This is a genomic window from Syntrophothermus sp., from assembly GCF_013314835.1.
GTDB classification, from domain to species: domain Bacteria; phylum Bacillota; class Syntrophomonadia; order Syntrophomonadales; family Syntrophothermaceae; genus Syntrophothermus; species Syntrophothermus lipocalidus.
The window spans coordinates 39,049-61,221 of the sequence record NZ_JABUEX010000015.1; the positions used below are offsets into that span (position 1 = coordinate 39,049).

General features: G+C 49.2%; 14 protein-coding genes. 4 read left to right on the forward strand and 10 right to left on the reverse strand.

Annotated elements, in window-relative coordinates; all coding sequences use genetic code 11:
• Window positions 1-100 precede the first annotated feature (100 nt).
• Together HPY90_RS06620 and HPY90_RS06625 are read right to left on the reverse strand one after the other, a co-directional pair.
• Window positions 101-2,047: a methyl-accepting chemotaxis protein gene (locus tag HPY90_RS06620; protein WP_287192654.1), complete on the reverse strand. Its 1,947-nt coding sequence runs from the start codon at window positions 2,045-2,047 to the stop codon at window positions 101-103.
• Window positions 2,048-2,928: 881 nt separating this feature from the next.
• Complete coding sequence (locus HPY90_RS06625) at window positions 2,929-3,807, reverse strand: radical SAM protein (RefSeq protein WP_287192657.1); 879 nt, start codon at window positions 3,805-3,807, stop codon at window positions 2,929-2,931.
• A gap of 1,069 nt (window positions 3,808-4,876) precedes the next feature.
• Between HPY90_RS06625 and HPY90_RS06630 the strand changes: the two genes are divergently transcribed.
• Both HPY90_RS06630 and HPY90_RS06635 read left to right on the forward strand, forming a co-directional pair.
• Window positions 4,877-6,385: a sigma-54 interaction domain-containing protein gene (locus HPY90_RS06630; protein ID WP_287192661.1), complete on the forward strand. Its 1,509-nt coding sequence runs from the start codon at window positions 4,877-4,879 to the stop codon at window positions 6,383-6,385.
• Between the two features lie 131 nt (window positions 6,386-6,516).
• Window positions 6,517-7,752 carry an L-lactate MFS transporter gene (locus HPY90_RS06635; RefSeq protein ID WP_287192663.1) on the forward strand — a complete coding sequence of 412 codons (1,236 nt, stop codon included), beginning with the start codon at window positions 6,517-6,519 and terminating at the stop codon, window positions 7,750-7,752.
• A gap of 426 nt (window positions 7,753-8,178) precedes the next feature.
• Here the strand turns inward: HPY90_RS06635 and HPY90_RS06640 are convergent, their stop codons facing one another.
• The 8 genes from HPY90_RS06640 to HPY90_RS06675 all read right to left on the reverse strand — a co-directional run bounded on the left by HPY90_RS06640 (window position 8,179) and on the right by HPY90_RS06675 (window position 19,271).
• On the reverse strand, window positions 8,179-9,690 hold the full coding sequence (locus tag HPY90_RS06640) for a class I adenylate-forming enzyme family protein (RefSeq protein ID WP_287192698.1): 1,512 nt from the start codon (window positions 9,688-9,690) through the stop codon (window positions 8,179-8,181).
• Between the two features lie 607 nt (window positions 9,691-10,297).
• Window positions 10,298-10,900 (reverse strand): acetate uptake transporter family protein, encoded by a 603-nt coding sequence (locus tag HPY90_RS06645; protein ID WP_287192665.1) that lies wholly within the window; start codon window positions 10,898-10,900, stop codon window positions 10,298-10,300.
• 163 nt (window positions 10,901-11,063) lie between these two features.
• Entirely contained in the window at window positions 11,064-12,818 is a 1,755-nt protein-coding gene (locus tag HPY90_RS06650; RefSeq protein ID WP_287192668.1) for an acyl-CoA dehydrogenase FadE, read from the reverse strand.
• A gap of 39 nt (window positions 12,819-12,857) precedes the next feature.
• Window positions 12,858-13,637: an enoyl-CoA hydratase/isomerase family protein gene (locus HPY90_RS06655; protein WP_287192671.1), complete on the reverse strand. Its 780-nt coding sequence runs from the start codon at window positions 13,635-13,637 to the stop codon at window positions 12,858-12,860.
• 215 nt (window positions 13,638-13,852) lie between these two features.
• On the reverse strand, window positions 13,853-14,710 hold the full coding sequence (locus HPY90_RS06660; RefSeq protein ID WP_287192674.1) for a 3-hydroxyacyl-CoA dehydrogenase family protein: 858 nt from the start codon (window positions 14,708-14,710) through the stop codon (window positions 13,853-13,855).
• Window positions 14,711-14,905: 195 nt separating this feature from the next.
• A complete protein-coding gene (locus tag HPY90_RS06665) occupies window positions 14,906-16,195 on the reverse strand; it encodes a CaiB/BaiF CoA transferase family protein (RefSeq protein WP_013174764.1) in 1,290 nt (429 codons plus the stop codon).
• Window positions 16,196-16,428: 233 nt separating this feature from the next.
• Window positions 16,429-17,625, reverse strand: coding sequence for a thiolase family protein (locus tag HPY90_RS06670; protein ID WP_013174763.1), 1,197 nt, complete (start codon window positions 17,623-17,625; stop codon window positions 16,429-16,431).
• A gap of 674 nt (window positions 17,626-18,299) precedes the next feature.
• A complete protein-coding gene (locus tag HPY90_RS06675) occupies window positions 18,300-19,271 on the reverse strand; it encodes an MBL fold metallo-hydrolase (protein WP_287192678.1) in 972 nt (323 codons plus the stop codon).
• A gap of 659 nt (window positions 19,272-19,930) precedes the next feature.
• Between HPY90_RS06675 and HPY90_RS06680 the strand changes: the two genes are divergently transcribed.
• Complete coding sequence (locus HPY90_RS06680; protein WP_287192681.1) at window positions 19,931-21,337, forward strand: sigma-54 interaction domain-containing protein; 1,407 nt, start codon at window positions 19,931-19,933, stop codon at window positions 21,335-21,337.
• A gap of 374 nt (window positions 21,338-21,711) precedes the next feature.
• A complete protein-coding gene (locus HPY90_RS06685; protein ID WP_287192684.1) occupies window positions 21,712-21,978 on the forward strand; it encodes a TIGR04076 family protein in 267 nt (88 codons plus the stop codon).
• Window positions 21,979-22,173: the final 195 nt, after the last annotated feature.

Consider the following 22,173-nt stretch of genomic DNA (forward strand, 5'->3'; position numbering starts at 1 on the left):
TATAACCGGTTTATAGACATGGATAGAATTCCATTAAGGCGTAGACCATTATGCTTTGTTCATACTGTTGAGCGGAGCACTCCGAATCCCGCTTCTGTTCTCACCGAAGGCTCTGCATTTCATCAGCCGTAGAAGCAATTTCCTCAACAGAACCGGCAATCTGGTTGATAGCCTGGTTTTGTTCTGTCGCGGTTCGTGAAGCCTGTTGTATCTGAATGGCCTGATCAGCTATCTTCTTCGCCAGCAATGCTATCCCCTCGTTCGCCTCGTCAATGGCCGCGCTCATATCTTCTGTAGCTGCTTTTACCTTAGGGCGATGTGAATTGATTAGAGCAAGCGATTGCTCGACAACATCGTTTCTCTTGCCAGCCGCTATTATAGCCTTATCCGCTTTGCGCGCAACTTCCTCCGATTGCATCAACTCGTCCCTAATCTTATTTATTTGGTTTTCGAGCCCTTCTACCAAGTCTTTAATTCTCTCGGCATTGTCTGCAGTCTCACTTGCCAAGCTACGAATATCGCCAGCCACCACTGAAAAGCCACGCCCGTGCTCTGCAGCCGTTGCCGCCTCGATGAAGCCGTTAACAGCAAGCATGTTTGTCTGAATAGAGACATTCTCGATTGAATTAACAGTCTTGCCAATTAGTCTAATCCGCTCGCTTAGAGCCGCGATCGATTTTGCGATTTCGGGGTAACGTTCTATACATGCTCGTAAGTCCCCCCATACTCCTTGTCGCGCGTCCTTTCGCGTTGCCTTAAAAAGCTCTTCTAGTTCCTCCAGGACTTGGCTGGACTGCTCTATGTAAGACCTCATGTTCTTAACCCCTTCTTGATTAGCTTGTGTGAGCCGGACCGAAGCTTGTATTCGACTCGAAGCGCTGTCAATGGCGCCGGATATTTGGGTCAAAGCTCCCGCGATCTCATCCGCCGTCCCCCCGACTTCCTCGATACTAGCCGACAACTGCTCCGCTGTCGCTGCTACTTCTTCAGCCAGTTTGTCTAGATCAATGGTGCTCTTTAATTCCTCCATCATTTCAGCCAAAGCCTGCGTCCCGTTACTGATTTCCGCCATCGCCTTGCTCTGTTCTTTTATCGCCGTTGCCGACTCCTGGCAGCCTACTTTGATCTGCTCGCATGACACTGCTACTGTGCTGCAATTGCTGGATAATTCGTCGGCTCTGGCCTTCAAGCCCTCTATCACCTGAAGTGCATCGCCCATTATCTTAGCGTATAACTCGAACAATTCAGCGACCCGAGCAAAGTTTTGATTATTCCTTCCTGTTCGATCGTGTATGCTTTGAAACTGCTGTACCATATTCCTGATAATTCCGACAACGTCGCTGACTTCCTTCTGAAATTCTTGGACTACCGTCGTGATTTCACGAGCAGCACTGTCCGAAACTTCCGCCAAGTTACGCACCTCGTCTGCCACAACCGCAAAGCCAAGTCCGTGTTCGCCTGCCCGCGCAGCCTCTATGGCAGCGTTTAAGGCTAAAAGGTTTGTCTGGTCGGCAATCATCACCACTGTTTGCACAATTTCCCCTATTTCCGAGGAATTCTGTTCCAACTCACCCACTCGCTCACCCAGCCTCGCGCTCATTTGAGCCGCTTCAGCAAGGTCGGTAAGCGTTGCATCAAGGGCAATTATTGACTGTTGCATAGACGTAACCGCCTCGTCAACGAAACCACGCAGCTCTGACGAGGTGTTCATAATCTCGTCACAAGCATTGCTCTGGCGAACGGTAGTGTTTTGAGCAGATTCTGCAGTTTCAGCCAACTCGACTGTGCTTTTCGCCAACACCTCCATCTGCCGGGCGAACTGACTCGAAGAAGCTGCAATTTCCTCAATCCCAGCTAAAAGCTGCTCGGAGGCAGCAGCAATTCTCTCGGCAGTCGCCTGTCGCTTCGCTATCGCGCGAGCGCGGGCCTTTTCTTTGCGCATTCTGCCTCCAAGATCACGTTCTGAAGCCTCGGTACGTCCCTGGGTTTTTGAAATAATCCCAGTTCTTTCTGCGGTTCCTTCAGGTGTCTCAAGTGTTCGTTTCATGCAAACCCTCCTAACCAGACAGATAAAAGCTTGTAACTCGTCATACCGGAGATCATGTACCAAACAGAATGCAGGCGACGGCAACCACCATGCCATCGCCCTTGAAACTAAGAAGGATAAGGAGGTAAGTGGTAGAACTGGAACCCAAATCCTGGTAAAGCTATCGCATTAATCTAAGTTACGGCAGTTGTGGACCGTTCGACTGTACTGAGTCTTCTTGGCCCCTTCGAGTATCAAAAAGAATCGCCCCAGGGGGGAGCCTAAGCCCCCCAAGGGCTAGGCGAGGGAGTTCGCTACTTCAATTCGTGACTCTAGTCCAGTCTATACTTCGGGCCTACATTATTCAGCTTCGAATACTTACGTACATATAAAGTGGAAACAAAACTATCGCGTCTCAGCCCATTTTGAATAATTGGAAACCGATTTTGAATACAAAAAAAGTTCAACCCTAGTTTTATTAGAGTCCCAAGCTGGTAAGATCCATACCAATGGAAGGGAAACGACTACTGTTACCTATCAACTTATTGTTGTGTGAGTAGCAATAACCGTGCCAGAATGACCGCAAAAACTAGGACGGATGTGTGTAAACGTCGGCCATCCCTGCATTACATGTCTTGACAAGTACCCGCCATTAGGTCCGCAAATACCCAGTTGTTGTGTTTTCCTGACAATATAGCTGCATAACTCCTACTCCAGGTCGTTGCTGATTTGGCACAGTGTAGTGGTGTTACAACCGCGTATCTTGAATTACTCTAGTAATTGAGAAGGCAATCTCGGTTAGAGACAAACGTAGGCTGAGAAGAAAACATACACAATCACCCATAAGCGATCCTCTCTTCGCAACACGCCGGCCAGTCGGCGGCAGCTGAGTCTGCATTTATTCACAATGCCCTAAACGAATCGGGCCGGAGCAGGCTTCCATTCTTCTTTTCCAAAACGTAGTCGACAATTGCCAGCATCGCTTGCTTGTCTTCTTGCAGTCTCCCCTTAATTGGCAGATAGTTTGAAGCATGATTGCTTCTGAACTCACACCCATCTATCTCTAGGCCTTCGATTAGAATTCTCATCTCCTTTATAATATCCATGGGAGATGCCACCTTGAACTCTCCAGCCTGGACCTTCTTATGTAACACAGTCCCCGGAACAATTATCAAGGTCAGAGCCGCCAAGTAATCAGGCTTTATTTCGTTGCAAATTCTGGCCGTTCCTGCCGCGTGCGCATGAGCTCTTTCACCGGATCCAGCCAGGCCCAGCAACACCGTAACGGACAACTTGATGTTCGCTTCCACTATCCTTTTCCCGACCTCGACCATTTCATCATAAGTTACTCCCTTATTGATTTCCTGCAGTAGCTCCTCGTCTCCCGTTTCAACTCCTAGATAAGCTATCGTAAGCCCCGCATCCCTTAGGGCTCGCAGTTCATCTTTCGACTTTCGAAGAATAGTCTGAGGCCCTGCATAGATGCCGACGTGATATAGGCTAGGAAAGGTGCTGTACAGAAACTCAAGAACCTCTAGGAGGTCAGGTGTGTCCATAGCCATCGCATCCCCATCAGCTAAGAATACTTTTCTAACATTTCCATAAAATATCTTTGCCATGCGTATATCGGTTTTGATTTCTTCTAAGGATCTTACCCGGTATTTCTTCCCCTTGTATGAACCGCAGAATGTGCACCCGTTGTGCGAACATCCTATTGTGCACTGCAATATATAGCTACGTGCTTCACTAGGTGGGCGGTATATGTCGCCTTCGTATCTCATGCGTTCTCAATTCCTCCCCAATCACAGCGATTGTAGTTCTTAATTGCAGCGGCGATACCGATTCGCTGCCTGCTCCCATGTTTAGCGGCAGATACCTCAAAGATTGTGTGTTTAGGTACTGTTCCTTGCAATTAACGTGCCAGCGATTTCTAATCACCTCAAATTTGCACCGCCGACTTTACATGGCAGATGCTACCGGGCGATAGAGGGTACATACTGTTACCCCCGAAAACCGAAACAGCCCTTCAAAAGGTCCTGTGCATGCAACAACTTTCACATTGAGCAACCATGTTCGGTTGCCGGCCGCCAACTCCCATCCCTAACCCGCTATGACCATGCTAGTCCCATTACCGCAAGGCCCTCTGGCCGAAAACTCGCTTTGAAACGACAGCAGCAAGATGCCATGACGTCATGCCGAACGAGTCGTACCGAAATTTTCGGCGGCCGCGCATGTTCTAACCTTCACATCCCAACCCAAGAGGGACACGTCAGTTGTTGTTTTGCTACGGCTTACTCTATCTGCGACAACTGTTGGTTGCTATTTTGCACCCATGCAGCTATCTCCGGTCCTCTTCCAAGAGGAGTTGCTAAAAAGATATCGGTCCGCATGCCTTCTGTCGGTCATTGAGGCATATCCAATAATCCGCGCCTTCTTTGGCACAATTATTGCTTTTACGACTCAAACAGAGGACAATCAGCCCTGAGTAGTCAGAGACGGGTATGGGGTTGACCTGGTATTGGAAGAGGGCTTGCCCCAAGTTCTGAAATGCTCTTGACTCGGAGCACGGGCAGGCCTATATGCCTGATAAGGAGGTGCAGACTAGGTCTTAACGTTTACCAAAAACAAAGCTACCAGGTATCTAGAATCTGCGGGACGGGTAGGACCGTTAGGTCCTACGTTACTCTAAACAACCGGTGTTGTCAAAAGTTGGTGTCCCGACAAAGATTCTCCGAAAAGGGGTACGACGTATCTTATGTCTTCTTTCTTCCAAGATACATCGGTCTTCAAACAACGGGGAGATAAGTTTTCTATTGCTTTCCATTGTTGACTAGAGAGGGGGGACCCGTATTGTATGCAGAGCAACTTCTTAACCAAAGCGGGTACGTGTTAGAAGCTATGGAAGGAAAAGCCGATTTATCAGATGCCGACAACATTACTAAAGAAGACCTGGTAAATATCTTGATGCGCAGCTACGACGCCATTCTCATAACCGACAGTCACGGTACAGTCGTACTGGTGAATCAAGCAACTGCTGATTGCCTGGGAGTGCAAGTCGAAGAGCTTATAGGACAAAATGTTAATGACTTGGTCAAGAGCGGGCTGTACAGCCCGTCGCCCACGATGGAAGCAATCAAGACCCGTTCTGTAGTAACGGCGTTGTTAAAAGCTCGTAACGGAAACCTTCTTGTAGCCACAAGTGTTCCTGTTCTCGACGCTCAAGGGGAAGTGCAATGGGTGGTAACTAATACACGTTTTAAGAGTTTGGTAGATAACTACATCGAGGCACTGGAATTAGAGAAGGCAAAATCAGACCGTTACAAAATGGTACTGGAGTACCTCTCAAGTGCCGTGGCTGGTGATACTAAGAGCATCGTCGCCCAGAGCCCCAAGATGCGCCAGGTGTTGAACATCTGTGATAGTGTGGCCAGGACAGACAGCACAGTGCTCATCGTCGGTGAAACCGGAAGCGGCAAGGAGGTCCTCGCGAGATACATCCACCGCATCAGCGCTCGGGCCCAGGAACCTTTCATCCCTGTTAATTGTGCGGCCATCCCTCACGAATTGATGGAATCCGAATTCTTCGGTTACGCCCCCGGAGCCTTCACAGGAGCAAGCAACACGGGTAAGCCGGGGTTGTTTGAGATGGCCGACAAGGGCACTCTTTTTCTAGACGAAATCGGAGAACTACCTCTCTCGATGCAGTCTAAGTTACTAAGAGTGCTAGAAACACAGGAAGTCCAACGCGTCGGAGGAACGTCTCTCCAAAAAGTTGACGTGCGCCTGATTGCCGCCACCAACAGGGATCTAAAATCAATGGTAGAGCAAAAGGTCTTCCGAAGCGATTTGTACTACCGTCTAAACGTAATTCCTTTACACATCCCACCGCTCAGAGAGAGGCCGGAAGACATAATTGTTCTAGCCAACAAGTATCTGGAAGAGCTTAACAGGAAGTACGGCTTCAACAAAAAGCTGAGCCTGCAAGCTATTCAGGAATTTCTCAAATACAACTGGCCTGGCAATGTCAGAGAGCTGCGTAATGTAGTTGAGCGAATGGCAGTAACGTCTGTCAGCGATCTACTTGGAATCGAAGGCGTTCAGTTTGCACCCAAAGCTAATGTTGATGAAAGCGAAGAAGTAGGTCGTGTTAGTTCCTTATTGAAGTCTCCAACCAGGCTTCCCTCAACACACTCCGGGACATTGAAAAGTGTGCTCGAAGCAGTGGAACAGGAATACATCAAACAGGTCTTAGAGGAGTGTGGCGGACGCATTGGCATGGCAGCCAAGCGTTTGGGCATCCACCGGACTGTCCTTTACCGGAAAATGAGGGCAAAAGAAATAAACAAAGGCAAGAAATGACGTCCTGTGGCTACTTGGGTTGATCTGGTTTTCCACTAGCGGATAACCCTCTCGGTAGCAAGTGGAAGTTCTCAAGCGTTAAGTTGATACTTGATGAATTATCATATCACAACATGAGGAGGAGTTATTCTATGAATAAAAGAAACAAGGGTTGGATAGTGACGGTCGGCGCGATGGGAGTCAACCTCGCCCTAGGTTGTTTCTATTCGTGGAGCATAATCGCGGCGGCCCTCGTTAAAGAGCTCGGTTACACGAAAACCCAAGCATCACTCCCTTTTACTGCCCTAATCCTGTTGTCTGCACTGATGATGGTACCCGGAGGCCGTATTTTTGACAGATATGGGCCTAGGGTATGCGGGGTAATAGGCGGTATATGTACTGGAATCGGGTTCCTGCTCTCCGGCTACGCGACCTCTCTGCCCATGCTGGTCGTTTCCTTTGGCTTGATATTTGGCATAGGGTTAGGAGTAGGATATGCAGGCACGATACCCGCAGCAGTGAGCTGGTTCCCTCCGCAGAAGAGGGGCATGATCGGAGGGTTAGTGGTTGCTGCGCTAGGCTTCTCCTCAGTTTACGTCGCCCCATTGACCCAGTATCTGTTAAGTAACGTCGGCATCCAAAAGACGTTTATTATCGAGGGAATTGCCTTCATGATCGCAATCCTCATATTCGCGCAATTCCTTTCCCGGCCGACGGCGGATTACAAAGCAGAAGAAGCTCCAGATTCCTCGCCAAGCGTGCCTCCCACTCCGCAGCGGCAGTATACCCCTTCTGAAATGCTTTCTACTTATCAATTCTATCTCATATGGTGCATGTACGCTTTCGGTGTTGTAGCAGGTCTTATGGTAACGAGTCAAGCGGCGATGATTGGGACGATGCAAGCCAACATCGAATGGGGATTCGCCCTCGTTTCTCTCCTCGCTGTTTGCAATTGCTTGGGCCGTTTCCTGGGCGGATGGTTATCGGACAATCTCGGGCGCGAGAAAACCCTGATGCTTGTCTTCATGGTTCAGATGATAAACATGCTACTGTTCAGGTTCTACACTAACTTCAGCCTCTTGGTGTGTGGCATCACAGCCTGCGGGATATGTTGGGGTTCGTTGCTCGGTATTTTCCCTGCTATGACGTACGATTATTATGGCCTAAAGCATAGCGGTATGAACTACGGCCTAGTGTTTACCGCATATGGAATCGCCGGAGTAATCGGTCCAATCACGGGCGGCCGAATCGTCGATTATACGAATTCGTATAATGGAGCATACCTGGTGGCGGCTGCATTCCTGGCTATCGCTTTGGTCATGTTGCGGTTCCTCAAGAAACCGGTCGACAACCCGCTTAACCACGAAGCCGACGCACTCAGTGCATAGATCAATAGCGATATCATTACAGTAGCCTGTACCATTACGAAGTAGCCCATCCTAAAATTACCTCCTCCATATAATAGTACGGCGATATCCTTCATCTTGTCGCCGTACTTTTTTGCGTTCATCGGCGGGACCGACCGACAGGCCATTCAAGTCAAGAAGAAGGCTCCATCTTTGGATACGGCGTAAGGGCCATCTGTCCATGAAAAATTCTACCCCTCCTGGATTAAGGACGCCCAATCGCGGGTTGGTAGTGAGATCACAGAATGACGTACCCCTACCATGTTTGTAGTGGTACGTCTTACGTATAAATTAATTGAATTTGCGGGAAGTTCCCCTGGTGTTCCCCTGAGCTTGAGCTCGCGAGTACCCGAACAAATTTGACCCTTACCACCGCCGGACACAAGAAACCATATACACTTGTCTGGTTTAGCTTGCGGGTAGCAATCTCTTTAGGATTTTCCCTGAGGGGCTCTTCGGCAACTCGGGTACAAATTCCACCTGACGCGGTACCTTGTAAGAAGCTATTCTCTGCGCGCAGAATTCTATTAGTTCTTGCTCCGTCATCTCTTCGCCCTCGTTCAGTCGGACAAAGGCCTTGGGAATCTCGTTTCTAGCCGAATCTCTAACGCCCACAACGGCAGCTTCCGCAACCTTTGGGTGTTGGCAAATAACGTCTTCAATTTCCCGAGGATAGACATTGTAGCCACCGCAAACTATCATCTCCTTCTTCCTTCCAACAATGTACAAGTACCCTTCCTCATCGTATTTCCCAAGGTCACCAGTGCGATACCACTCCCCGTCGAATACCTCCCTGGTTGCCTCCGGCATTTCCCAGTAACCCTTGAAAACTCCAGGCCCCTTTACCAGTATCTCGCCAACTTCACCGACCCGAACCTGGTTTCCGGCCTCATCCACTAGTTTCACTTCGGTCCCCTCAGCCGCGAGCCCAACTGATCCCTTCTTACCGTGTCCGATCCTATTATACGTTACCGTGGAGGTAGTCTCGGTGAGACCATACAGTTCTGCAAACTCTACTCCGAACTTCTCTTCTACTTCCTTAATATATTGGACCGGCATAGAAGCTCCCGCAGCATACGCATACTTCCAAGACGTAAGGTCGTATTTATCCTCTTCGAAATGATGCAGCATGTATATAAACATGGTAGGAACACCGGTGAAGTGAGTGACCCGGTAGCGCGATATCAACTCCAGTGCCTTGTCCGGACTGAATCTCCGCATCGTCACTGAGCAGGCTCCTACGCTCAGAGGCCCCAGCGCGCTCAACACAAAACATATATGACAGAAGGGAGTCGGCGTCAGCAGAACGTCTTGGTCGTCAATTCGTAAGATTCTTGAGCTCAGCGTCCCGATAGCCATCAAATTCCCGTGACTGTGCATAGCTCCTTTCGGCTGTCCGGTGGTGCCCGAGGTGTAAAGTATAGATACTATATCATCAGGGCTGCAGTCAACCACATCGAACGCTTCTGGAGCACGCGACACCAACGCATGGAAATCGAGGCTTCCATTTATCCGTTCCCCTACTGTAATGACCTTTTCTAGATGAGGCACGTCACCCCCGGCGCCGGCAAGATACTCTCTCGTCTCGGCCGAAGCACCAACCAGCACCTTGGCCCGCGAATTGTTGAGGACATACGTTATTTCTCCACTTCTGAACAGAATGTTAAACGGAACGGCTATGGCTCCTATCCTTGCTACTGCGAAATACGTGAATAAAAACTCCGGCGAATTTGGCAGGTAAATTGCCACCCTATCCCCTTTTTCCACCCCCATACTTGCCAGGGCATTGCTGAATCTCGTGACCATCTTCTCAAACTCGGACCAGTTATATATCCTCCCGTCATCACCGCAAATAATAGCCTTACTGTGCGGGCGAAGCGAGGCATTTCTACTTACTAGCCCGCAGACGTTCATTACCATTTTCACCTCCAACCCTCAATGATAAGACCAGTTGCCCGCTCCAACCTTTAACACACCCGATTCATGATCGCCGCTACCTTCCCCCCTCTCAAGCGCTCTACGAAAGACAACCGAAGCCCAATCCCCGATAGCCCTCGTGGTTACCTCACCACCGAAAAAATATCCACAATTCTCCCCTGTCTCCGGCATTCGTGACAAACCTTTTGCCCTAGCGAGATAAAACAAAAAGGGCAACGGTCCCAAGACCGGTGCCCTCATAGTTAGGGACATAATTGCGTCAGAATCGCATATTTCTCATTCGCTCAATCTGATTCCGCGCCGACTTCGCTTCAGGGGCTTGGTGCCCATACCCCGGCCAGGCCAAGGACCCGGTACTTTATAGGACCTTCTCGCGCCACGAAACTCGGACAATCGCAGCCACACTCCCATAACGCTGCCCTGGTCTCCCTAAGGCATACGCCCCTTTCATTTAACTCGCCAGCCAACCCCGCGGGGGGGCGACTTACTCCTTACTACAACGTTCCTGCCACTAAGCTTTCCTAAAGACCGATGCACGAGCGCCTACCGTTAGTCCTCTAGGATCCGGTTCCTGAGTACACCTTTCACCTTAATCCTTTAAAATGGGTCCCGGGCAGGGATATACCTCTCGTCCAAAGACCCCGTTGACGACTATGCAGGCCCCTAGCCACAGACCGAGTAAACCCGCGATTAGCATGAGCCACCCAATAATAGGAGCAACCGTCGGAGCCAGGATGCCTAGCTTCATCAGAGTAAGCATTGGACAAGCAACATCCATAAACACTATCGCTGTGAACAAATACAGCGGCGCCTTGAGATAAGCCGGTGTCCAGAATAATAACGATAACGTCAATGCTGCCCAGGCCCACCCTTCTACGGCACCACTCATATGCCAGTTAAGAGAATGCCCGAGATACTCAAAAAGGAAGACACACCCGGTAGTGAACATAAAGAATGCGGCGAACCAAGTGAATATGTTACCTCCCGGAAGATTACCCTCTCTCAGCTCAATGACGCCTGTCACTATCTGTACAATGAACCCGCCGAGCAGCCAAAAAGCCATAACCGGTGTGGTCGAGTGGTCTACCCTTCCCGTTAACAGTGCAAAGAACGCGAAGCAAGCCATTGATAGTGCCACCAGACCCGCAGGGGTCGGATTAGCGAATCCTGCGCCCGAATTATTTCCCGACATTCTCCATCTCCCCCTTCACATTTATTCGACTCCCAGTGAACCAAACAAACGCCAACACATGCCTAGGCTACTGCCCCAAGCTATTCTCGACGGGTTACCCTTCGGGTCTCTCTTTCTACCTCTCAGACTGAGCCGAATGAGAGAATCCTTTGCTACGGCCACCCTACGCAACATACCTAGCCGCCGCCGAGACAGCCGCCGCAATTTCCCGTCTCATAGCTATGGTGTTGCTCGGCGTGTACTGGCACAACTTCTGCAAGTCCGCCAGGAGCCCGGCTAATTCCTCACCGCTGGCAAGTCCTGCCAAGACCTCTCTGGCCAAGTTAAATATGGTGCCAATAGCGGAATTGATAAAGACTCTCGCCATGTTTAGCTTAATTCTTGCGTCCGCCTCGCCAGTATTGGCTAATGCCTTCTGGGCACGGAGCCAACCGCTCTCCATTCCAAAGGTAAGCATGGCCATGTCCGCGATTTTCCCGACAATCTCTTGATGCTTGAGCAGACCCTGACCATACTTATCAATGCCCACACCCAAGCTCAACAGCAGCATGTCTTTCGCAGCCTGTACCAATTCGCCTTCGTTTTGCCGTGGTCCAATTCCGGATGCTAACCCGGCCCGTAATCCTTCAATGGCCTCCTTGAGCGGAATGTCTCCCTTCAGTCCGCGGCGGACCAAGGTACTCGTTATGACAGTCCGGTTAATCTCATTAGTGCCCTCGAATATCCGATATACCCTGCAGTCTCTGTACAGCCTTTCAATGGTGTACTCCGACGTGAATCCGTACCCTCCATGAATTTGTACGCCTTCGTCCATAACATAACCTTGAACCTCAGTGGCAAAAACCTTGTTCATTGAGCACTCCAATGCATATTCCTCAATCCCTTTGGCTGCCACCTGGCCGCTGTCAGGACCAGACAAATCCAACGTGTGCATCATCTGGTCCAGCAATCCTCCCGTACGGTAGACCATGCTCTCGGCGATGTACGTCCTGGTATTCATTTCGGCTAGTTTTTCCTTTATAAGACCGAACTCAGCGATTGGTTGGTTGAACTGCCTGCGATCATTTGCATATTGTGCAGACAGCTCAATGGCGAACTTACAGTTACCTACGGCATTGCCCGCCAGCTTATAGCGTCCCATGTTCAGAATATTGAAGGCGATTACGTGTCCCTTGCCAATCTCGAAAAGAACGTTTTCAACCGGAACCTTTACGTCTTCAAGTATCACCGTCCTGGTCGACGAGCCCTTGATCCCCATCTTGTGTTCCTCGGGACCGGTAGAAAGGCCTTCGGAGTCGGCTTCTACGATGAAGCCCGTAAACTTGTCCCTGTCTATCTTGGCAAAGACAATGTACAGGTCAGCAAATCCGGCGTTGGTGATGAATTGTTTGGTGCCATTCAAGATGTAGTACTTTCCATCCGGGCTGAGGACCGCCCATGTCTTTCCAGCCAAAGCGTCTGAACCTGCCCCAGGTTCAGTCAGGGCGTACGCAGTAACTTTTTCGCCGCTGACAATCCCTGGCAGGTACTTCATCTTCTGCTCATGGGTGCCAAAATAGACAATAGGCAACTGACCAATACCCGTCTGCCCCCCATGGGTCATGGTAAATCCACCCGCACGTCCCATGCACTCCGCCACAATGCTGGTGCTGATCTTGTCCATGGCGAATCCGCCGTATTCCTCCGGAACATCGGTCCCCAGAAGTCCCAGTTCTCCAGCCATTAGTAGAAGTTCCCTGTTAAGGCCTTCCTTCTTGGCTTCAAGGTCATCCATTACGGGCAGGATTTTGTCATTAACAAACCCTAACGCCGTCCGATAGACCATCTTGTGCTCTTCGGTAAAGTCCTCCGGAGTAAACACGCTTTGAGGATCGGTCTGACCGAAGAGAAAGGTTCCCCCTTTGGGTAACTCGCTCATTCCCTTCACCTCACATTTCCATCGTGTATTGTCTATCATCTACTTGTCCGTATAGTTCGGTTTTCGCTTCTCCACGAACGCTGATAGGCCCTCCTTGCCATCCGCACTGGCAAAAGCAATGACAAAATTCTGAATCTCCGCTTCCAAGCCAGAGGTAAGGTCAACATTCCCCCCAAGGTTAATAGCGGCCTTAGCCATCTGTATGGCAACTAAGGGCTTCTCCGCCAATTTATTGGCCATCTTCATGGCCTCTTCCATGAGGGCATCCGCCGGCACCAGTTTGTTTACTAGCCCGATTCTCTCTGCTGTAACAGCGTCAATTATTTCGCCCAGAAAGATTAGTTCTTTGGCTTTGGTCGCCCCGACCAGCCTAGGCAGTCTCTGTGTCCCACCACCACCGGGAATTATACCTAGGCCAGTTTCCGGAAAGGCAAACTTCGCGTTGTCCGCCGCAATACGAAAATCGCAAGCCAACGCTAGCTCGCAACCACCACCAAACGCCACCCCGCTTACAGCGGCAATAACAGGTTTATTCAGGTTCTCCAGCTTCGAAAAGGCTATCTTCGAGCCCTGGCAGAAACTGTATACCTCCACAGGGGTAAGAGTAGCCATTTCCGAGACGTCTGCCCCAGCCGCAAATGCTTTACCTCCAGCCCCAGTAATAATAACTGCCTTCACTCTGGCATCGGTGCTGAATTCGTCCGCTGCTTTAGCTAAATCCCTGAATACCGCGCTGTTCAAGGGATTCATGGGAGGGCGGTTCAGGGTGATGACCGCCACCTTGCCTTCTCTGGTTACCTGAATCGCTTCGTAGGACATGGGCAACTCCCCTTTCGTTCGTCAGATCCTAGATTTCGCCCCAATTGCAAGTGCTGCACTAATTCCTAGCAGGAGGGCCCTTTCCATGTAAAAGGGCCTCTCCTCCTAATCTATTCAGTCTATTCTCTATCCCTTGGGCTCTCCAGCCCGTCAGTGCACCCCTTGCAACTCTCTATCCTTTCCCTGAACCCTTCTTAATAGCCAAAGATGAACCCTTACTTGCTATAGTCGTACCATCCCGCTCCGGTCTTCCTGCCCAGCTTACCAGCCCTGATTATAGCCTTCAGAGTATAGGGAGGAGCCCAGAACGGATTCTTGGTTTCCTCGTAGAAGTAATCGAGAACGAACTTTGAGATATCGATTCCGGTGAAGTCCATCAAGGTAAAAGGCCCCATCGGATAGTTGAGACCCAGGGTCACTGCGGTGTCGATGTCCTGCGGAGTAGCAACCCCTTCCTCAACCAGGCGAATAGCCTCCAGGAACTGAGGCATCATTACCCGATTTACGATGAATCCTGGGGTGTCCTTCTTGACTTCAACAGTGGTCTTGCCAAAGGCCTGAGCAAGCTCAGAAGCTATTTTCACGGTTTCATCGCTGGTCTTGTAGCCGCGGATGATTTCGCAAAGCCTCATAACCGGAACTGGATTGAAGAAATGCATGCCCACAAATTTTTCCGGCCTATTGGTGGCAGATCCCAGAACCGTGATAGACATTGAGGAAGTGTTGCTAGCCATGACGACATCGGGTTTTAATACCTTGTCAACCTTCGCTAAAGTAGATTTCTTGATCTCGAGGTCCTCGACGATAGCTTCTATGAAGTAGTCAACGGTGGCAAAATCATCTAGGTTCGTGGTAAGAGTGAAGCGGCCCATGATAGCATCCTTTTGTTCAGCGGTCATTTTGCCTTTTTCTACGTTCTTGTCCAGAAGCTTGCCTATATTGGCCACCGACCTCTCGACGAAAGCCATCTCAACATCACCCAGGACTACTTCATAACCGGCCTGTGCCGCAACCTGGGCTATACCTGTCCCCATTGCGCCGGCTCCCAACACGCCTATTTTCTTGATTGTCATGATAAATACCCCCTATCATTTGTTTGTGACTTTACAGTTAGCTACCCTACCTGAACCTCTTGGCGGTTCAGGCCTAAATGAGCTCACGCTTGAAAAGCCAACTCCCAGACGATTCAACCTCCGCTAAGTTCCCCCGGTGCAACTGTCCCCTATGGTGGTTCGCACGACATCAGGTCAGTTTCCCTTGCGCCGACTCTAGTCGATTATGCCTCTCCCTTTGAGTGATTCGATCTCGACGTCGGTGTAGCCGAGAAGTTCGCTGAGTATCCTCTCGGTGTCATAACCGATGTCCACCTGCCCGCGCCACACCTGGCCTGGAGTGTCCATGAACTTTGGAACGAAACCGAACGCTTCGACCTCTCTGTCAATGGCAGGGACGTAGTACCTGATGAAGTTCCCCCTGGCATGCCAGTGGGGATCGGCATAGATATCCTTTGGAGTCTTAACGATAGCCACTGGCGTCTTATACTTGTCCATGTGGTCCTGAGCCTCTTGCGCGGTGCGCTCGCTGAACCACTTGTCTATATATTCATACAGAGCTCGGCCTTTTTCAGACTCGAGCGCCTCCTTTGACTGACCGCACTCCTCCCACTTCCATTCCTCGCGCTTCAAACCCAAGCCATCTATGGCACGGTAATAGGCCGCTTCACCGAAGGCCCCTATGAACGCATAGCGACCATCCTTGCACTTGTGCATCGAAGCAGGCTGGAATATGGGAACCCGGTTGCCGACACGGCTTTTCTCTACTCCAAGGTTGATATAAGCAGCCCAGTGATCGTCAAGGTTACGTGCCTGGGTCTCTACCTGCGCTATGTCAATCTCCTGTCCTTTTCCGCCTTTAAGCACGTGGATATAGGCGGCACAAATTGCTCCAAATGCATAGGTAGCAGTCAGATAGTCATTGACAAAGGGTTGTGCGTACATCGGCGGGCCGTCTGGAAAACCAATCATATTAGCCAGTCCACCCTCGCATTGACCAACCGGGTCATAGGAGGGCCGGTTGCATATGCGCGGGTCGCCCCCAAACTGAGGACGTCCAAAACCACTGACATGCACGATGATAAGTTTGGGGTTTATTTCCAATAGCTCTTTGCAGTCAACACCCAGTTTGTCTAGCCACACCATATTCTCAAGCCATACGTCACATTGCTTGATCAATGAATAGAATATTTCCTTGGATTCCGGGATGCTAAGATTGTGGTTGAGGGCAAAGCTCAACTTATTGCGTTTCTGACAATATGCTGCAGCCATGGCCTTTGTTCCGTCTTCACTTGTTATCACTGGTTTCTGAGTACGATAGGTGTCTCCTATTCTGGGCATTTCAATGTGAATTACTTCCGCGCCAAAGTCGGCGCACAACTGGGCAGCAAACGGTGCCGCTACTATACTACCGGAAAGCAGCAACCTCATCCCCGATAGGGGTCCAAATGTGGGGATGAAATGTGGTGCTGGAATTCTCTCCAGTTTCTCCCATCTCGCTGGCATACCTTCATCTCCTCCTTCGAAAAAGACAGTAATAGGAGCACATGCTGTACGTTCATTGGTTTACATTAATTCCGGCAACATCCTGACCGCAGTTCCGTTACACTTGTACGTGTGTGGAGCGTTTCGCCTTAGCGCCTCGCGCCTCGTTGGACAACTCGGCGCCAAGGACAATCTCATTTACGCTCCTCACCTGCGAAGCTTGGTGGCGAAATCCCGTGTTTTGACTCCGGCTCCTAGCTCACTTTTATTACCATTGAGGCGGCTATATCGCCTGCTGCGCATCCTGTGAACGCGCCATAACCTCCGCCCTGCACCGCCAATGCTTCGATCAGCTCGATAATGGCTCTTCCAGCAGTCGGTGCCTGGGGATGCCCGTAAACCATGGAGGATCCGTAATTGTTAATCATCTTCTGGTCTATTCCTAATTGCCTGCCGGTATTTATGTCATTTACGATGAACGGATTATGGGTTTTCACTTGACTGAGATCGCTTACGCTTAACCCCGCGTTCTTTAGGGCTGCCGCTAATGCAGGTGCCGGTGCCCCTGCCATACGTCCCGGAGCAACCCTTACTACCGCGTACGAGAGGATTTGTACGGTTATATTCGGATCCGAACTCAATTCTTTGGCCTTTTCTTGGGTTGTGACTATAATCCCACAATTGCCGTCGGCAGGATGAGTCTGGCTGCCGAAGGTCAGCACTCCGCCGGGTTCCATGGGTTTTAACTTAGCAAGTGCCTCTTTCGAAGTAGACGTTATCCCTTCGTCCTCCTCGATCAGCTTCACGCTCTTGCCAGCCTTTATTTCCACCGGGAACATATATCTCTTTTGGAATGCCCGATCATTAGCTAGCGCGTCGTTATACTGCTCATACCTTAACAAAGCTACTTCGTCACATTCTTCTCTGGTAATACCAACTTCTTTAGCCACTGCCTCAGCCGTCTGATACATCTTCAAACCTGCCCCCGGTGAAGGGTCACGGTCGAAGTTGTCGAGAACGATGTTTTCTATGTCCACTCCGCCAGTCTTGGGGTTGGGCGTCAGTACTATAGCGTGACTTGAAGTACGATCACTGGAAAGGCAGAAGACTGCTTCGTGCATTCCAAGCTCAACATCGTTAGCTGCCAACGCCAGGCTTGTTACCGACGTTGTACAAACTTGATTCAAGCCCATGGCGGGTATATCTTTCACCCGATCGAGAATCACTGCAGCAGCATAAACATGGCCAAAAAACGTTAGGGGACTGGTAACTGTCTGCCCATAGTACAGAAAATCAAGCACGGTCGGGTCGATCTTCTTTTCCACAAACCAGCGTCTTGCCGTGGCAGCCCCTAGTACAACAGGGTTTTCCCCTTTCAGCGATCCATTCCAGCGGACAAATGGCGTTGAATAATATCCTCCGTAGGGGATAAAAGCTTTGGTATACGGCATATCGAAATACCTCCTTCTTTTCTCTGGGCGAAGATAATTGTCGGACACAGACCCCTAGACTGAACGATTACTTCACAACCGCCAAAAGAGCGAGGAAGACACTGCATGCAGGGACTTGTTCGTTAACCATCTTCGCGTTGACAAACAGGCCGATTTTGACGTTTAGCTCATCTTGATAACGTATCAACTGATTTGTCTAGTTGACCCCCCCTTTCCTGAGATCCCCTTTTACTCGGCATACCTTCGTCTGGTATGCTTTCATTTTTGTCTCTGGAGCAAAATGCATGCCACAGACCTACCTCACCCCAAAAGAAAAAGCCCGAATCCCCCTTAATATAAGGGGAATTCGGACTCTCTTTCCCATTCAATTACTCAGAAGTCTGAGAGTTGATTGCCAATAAAGGTTGCAGAAAGTCTATCCGCAAGGTTGCACTCTGTGTCATGGTGTATCCGCAGCGCAACCTTCCTTACTCTTGCTTGCTGTTGATCATTCCTTCTCTGGATTACGAATTATGTTCGACATAATCCGACATCGCCAGCTATAATTAATATTAGGTAGACAAGATATATGAAACCCCAAAACAGTGTGATCCAGACTGGGAGAGCAAGCAACAAAACCGTTACACATTGCTCACAATGAGGGGCTTTTCCCCCTCCTGCGGAGGACGAAACATTTAGTCAGGTAGTGCATAAATTACTCCTCCGTCTTGCTCAATTTTTCGCAATACATTCATATGTACTAAATGCTCCAAGTGAGCAATAGCCTCGCCGGTGGCGAACCATTTTTGAAAACTGGGAATTTGTTCCCAGGAATCGTATGTCAAGTCCCAATGCATGAGGCTCGCAACCTGGTAGGCACTCATGGGACCATCTTGAAGAATGGTCTGAACCTCTTCCAGCCTCTTTTTATGATGAAGCTTAAGTTCTTCAATTCTTCGGTGATGGTTTCTTATAATACCTCTGTGGCCGGGCAGAACCAAATTTATATCCATAGCATTTATTTTTTCCAAGCTCTTGAGATACTGTCCGAGAGAATCGTTCCACCCTGGCCTACCAGTGATATTGGAGGTAATGTCAGCGAGAATGTGATCACCCGATATCAGAAACTTACGTTCAGGCTCGTACAGGCACATGTGCCCCGGAGTGTGCCCTGGAGTGCTTATGCAGACTAGATGATAACCGCCGTATTCCAAACAGTCGCCTTCATTTACATATTTAAAATTGATGTCGGTTCCAGAGACATAGCTCCTAAGGGTATCTCCTTGATCCAGTTCATGGGGTGGGTAACCATGCATGAGATAAAATGAATTAATCTCTTGCCAATAAGCGGTGGACCTGTTGGCCTTGATTATGTTGGCATCAACCTCGCTGCAATAAACTACTGATTCCTGTCTTGCCAGGTCATAGACCAGCCCGAAATGGTCCCCGTGTAAGTGAGTTACAAAAAAGTCTATATCTGCCCAATCTACTCCCAGGGTTTCAATTCCCTTAAGCAGGGCTTCCTTACACTCAGGCCAGTTGAAACCAGTATCGACGAGGAGACTCCTCGCCTGGCCTCCAATCAGGTAGGAATTAATGGCTTTAAGAGGATTCCTGGGCAAAGGCACCTTCAACTGATAAATGCCAGGCAAAAGCTGTTTTATCATAATTATATAATGCCCCCTACTATCAGGATTCGTATCGGCTTTGAGAAGCTCCAACTATGGCTTTTGTCTACAGGCAAAAGTACATAGTCGTGCCGTGAACTCAAACACTGTGTTCCATACTGTATACCTGAAGTATCACTCAACATTTATTATACTGTTGTTCCGCCGTCTACCCACTGGACAAGCTTTTTGGAGTAATCGTAAAGTATTCGGTGACGTCTTATACGCCCCTATAAGAAGTGATTAACTAGCGGCCAAGAAAAAGGAACGCACGACTATCTTGGAAAATTTGGAAATAGCCCCAACACCACTCAATAGGGAAGTTGCACCTACGAAAAGAATACCACCAGTAAGCGAATCAAGCAAGAATAGTACCAGTTTTTGTGTTCGGACACAAACGGCAACCAAGCCATGCTGGATTTCTCATTTAGAAAGATAAGGGAATTTGTTCCTGGTGGACTCTACATATCTTGGGGAAGGAGGGGGTTAAGCAATATCAGTATAAGTCAACCGCTGCGGCAATACAAGAAAACCGCTCTAGATCATGTGTGAACAATTCGTGTCAGCAAACAGTGTGATTTACAGATCGGAATGGAGTAATTTTTCGAATTCAACAAACAAAGACTTTTAGAAGGTTTTTTTGAAAAAGGAGGAGTTATATGGCTTGGGAAAGCTCGGAAGTCGCAGTAGTCTGTTCACGAGAAGAATTGATTCAGGTTATTATCAATTCCTACGACGCCATACTTGTTACCGATAAGTCCGGCAATGTACTGTTGGCTAACCGCTCCACGGGAAGATTGCTAGGAGTTGATCATAAGAAGCTGGTAGGGAAAAACGTCAGGGATTTGGTTAAAGAAGGGTTGTATGATCGCTCGACAGCATGGGAGGCAACCGAAACTCGCTCAGTAGTTACCGGCCTCATCAGGAGCAAGTACGGGACTACTCTGATGGCCACCAGCACGCCCGTATTGGACAAGAATGGCGACGTTGTTATGGTTATCACCAACTCACGAGATCAACACTTGTTCGACAAGTTTATGGAGCTTCTGGAACGTGAAAGATCCAACGCTAATCGATATAAAAAGGCGATGGAATATTTAGCAGAGGCAGATTCCGAAGGGAAGGAGATAGTGGCTGAAAGCCCCCAAATGCAGCAGGTCATGACTGTTGCCAGTGCCGCTGCCAAAACTGACAGCACAATAATGCTGTTCGGGGAATCAGGAACCGGTAAAGAAGTAATGGCAAGGTATATACATCGCAACAGTCTACGTGCTAAAGAACCGTTCATTCCGGTGAATTGTGCTGCAATACCCAGTGAACTTATGGAGTCGGAGTTTTTCGGGTATGTTGCTGGCGCGTTTACAGGTGCCAGCACCCAAGGGAAACCAGGACTGTTCGAGATCGCCCATAAAGGAACACTGTTTCTCGATGAAGTCGCGGAATTGCCGTTACCCGTACAATCCAAGCTGCTGAGAGTCCTAGAGACAGGCGATGTGCAACGATTGGGCAGCACGAGTATTCACAGAACTAATGTGCGCCTTATCGCCGCCACCAATAGAGACCTAAAAACCATGATGACACAAGGTCTGTTTCGAAGAGACTTGTATTACCGTCTCAATGTGGTACCGATAAAGCTGCCGCCTCTGAGGGAAAGACCTGAGGACATCCCTATTCTCGCTAATAAGTTTCTGGATGAATTGAATAGGAAGTACTCTTTCAAAAAGACATTTACCAAGCAAACACTCGAAGCATTCACGAATTACAACTGGCCCGGAAACGTGCGCGAGTTGCGCAACGTTGTCGAAAGACTAGTTGTTACCTCCACCAGTGACTATTTGAATTTTGAGGGCGATCAATCCCTGCCAAATAGCAGTCGTCGTTCAAGCGATACGAGCCACCTACGCCAGACAAGTACAGTCTACAGAGGAACCCTAAAGAGCGTATTGCAAATGGTGGAAAAGGAGTATATAAATCAGGTGATATCGGAATGTGAAGGTCGGATAAGCGAAGCAGCACAACTGCTGGGAATTCACCGCACAGTGCTCTACCGAAAACTAAGAGACTAGGTCGGTATAAAGTTGCTTACTCGATACAGTGTACCGGTTTAGATACCTAAACTCGTAGGTTCCTGACAACCTCATGTAGCATCGGCTACTTGAGGCAACAACATCAAATCAAGTTTTGTTCGAAAGCCGAGGTGTATCAGGGAAACCAGGCTTTTTTATTTTTTGTGAACTTTATATCAATGCGTGGCACGAATCTTGCTTTTGCATTGGTCCAGAGATGCCCTGCTAGATTACAAGACGAACGTGTGGTCGCTATTCTGTCCAAAATGGAGAATTATTTGGTTGCGTTGTTTTATGTTTAACTGCTGAAGCAGGAGATGCCGTCTCAGGGTGAAGAATATTCTTACTATGTAGGAGCAAGGAGGTAGAGGAATATGTTGGAGATACAAGTAACGAAAGTCAAAGGATTTTGTTCCGCCGGGTATCAAGTAGGGCAACAATTTCTCTTCGAAGACCCACTGGTAGTTCCTCAAGGTGAATCTCCCCTTTGCCTTTATGCATTGTCGGCCATGTTCCCGTATCTAGCAGCCGCTTGCCGGCAAACTTCCCCAGAAGATTGGATCAACTCGGTTGTTGAACTTCAGTGTCCCGACAGCGCTAATGCCGTGTTGTTTTCGATAAAAAGAACAGAAACCCCGTAAACAGCTGTAAACAAGTAGGGTTTAAACAAAGGTATAAAATCTGAGACAAGAAACCACCAAAGCCGCCTATCGAGTAGGAGGGGGCGGCTAACCCCCGTCCTCTCACACCACCGTACGTACCGTTCGGTATACGGCGGTTCATGAAACACTACAGAGTTTCCGATATGTCTCATACAAGCTGATTAGTCCTTGGTT

Excerpts from the sequence above, each read along its gene's own strand:
- HPY90_RS06620 (WP_287192654.1), bottom strand. The coding sequence starts at position 2,047 with ATGAAACGAACACTTGAGACACCTGAAGGAACCGCAGAAAGAACTGGG.
- HPY90_RS06625 (WP_287192657.1), bottom strand. The coding sequence starts at position 3,807 with ATGAGATACGAAGGCGACATATACCGCCCACCTAGTGAAGCACGTAGC.
- HPY90_RS06635 (WP_287192663.1), top strand. The coding sequence starts at position 6,517 with ATGAATAAAAGAAACAAGGGTTGGATAGTGACGGTCGGCGCGATGGGA.
- HPY90_RS06640 (WP_287192698.1), bottom strand. The coding sequence starts at position 9,690 with ATGGTAATGAACGTCTGCGGGCTAGTAAGTAGAAATGCCTCGCTTCGC.
- HPY90_RS06645 (WP_287192665.1), bottom strand. The coding sequence starts at position 10,900 with ATGTCGGGAAATAATTCGGGCGCAGGATTCGCTAATCCGACCCCTGCG.
- HPY90_RS06650 (WP_287192668.1), bottom strand. The coding sequence starts at position 12,818 with ATGAGCGAGTTACCCAAAGGGGGAACCTTTCTCTTCGGTCAGACCGAT.
- HPY90_RS06655 (WP_287192671.1), bottom strand. The coding sequence starts at position 13,637 with ATGTCCTACGAAGCGATTCAGGTAACCAGAGAAGGCAAGGTGGCGGTC.
- HPY90_RS06660 (WP_287192674.1), bottom strand. The coding sequence starts at position 14,710 with ATGACAATCAAGAAAATAGGCGTGTTGGGAGCCGGCGCAATGGGGACA.
- HPY90_RS06665 (WP_013174764.1), bottom strand. The coding sequence starts at position 16,195 with ATGCCAGCGAGATGGGAGAAACTGGAGAGAATTCCAGCACCACATTTC.
- HPY90_RS06670 (WP_013174763.1), bottom strand. The coding sequence starts at position 17,625 with ATGCCGTATACCAAAGCTTTTATCCCCTACGGAGGATATTATTCAACG.
- HPY90_RS06675 (WP_287192678.1), bottom strand. The coding sequence starts at position 19,271 with ATGATAAAACAGCTTTTGCCTGGCATTTATCAGTTGAAGGTGCCTTTG.
- HPY90_RS06680 (WP_287192681.1), top strand. The coding sequence starts at position 19,931 with ATGGCTTGGGAAAGCTCGGAAGTCGCAGTAGTCTGTTCACGAGAAGAA.
- HPY90_RS06685 (WP_287192684.1), top strand. The coding sequence starts at position 21,712 with ATGTTGGAGATACAAGTAACGAAAGTCAAAGGATTTTGTTCCGCCGGG.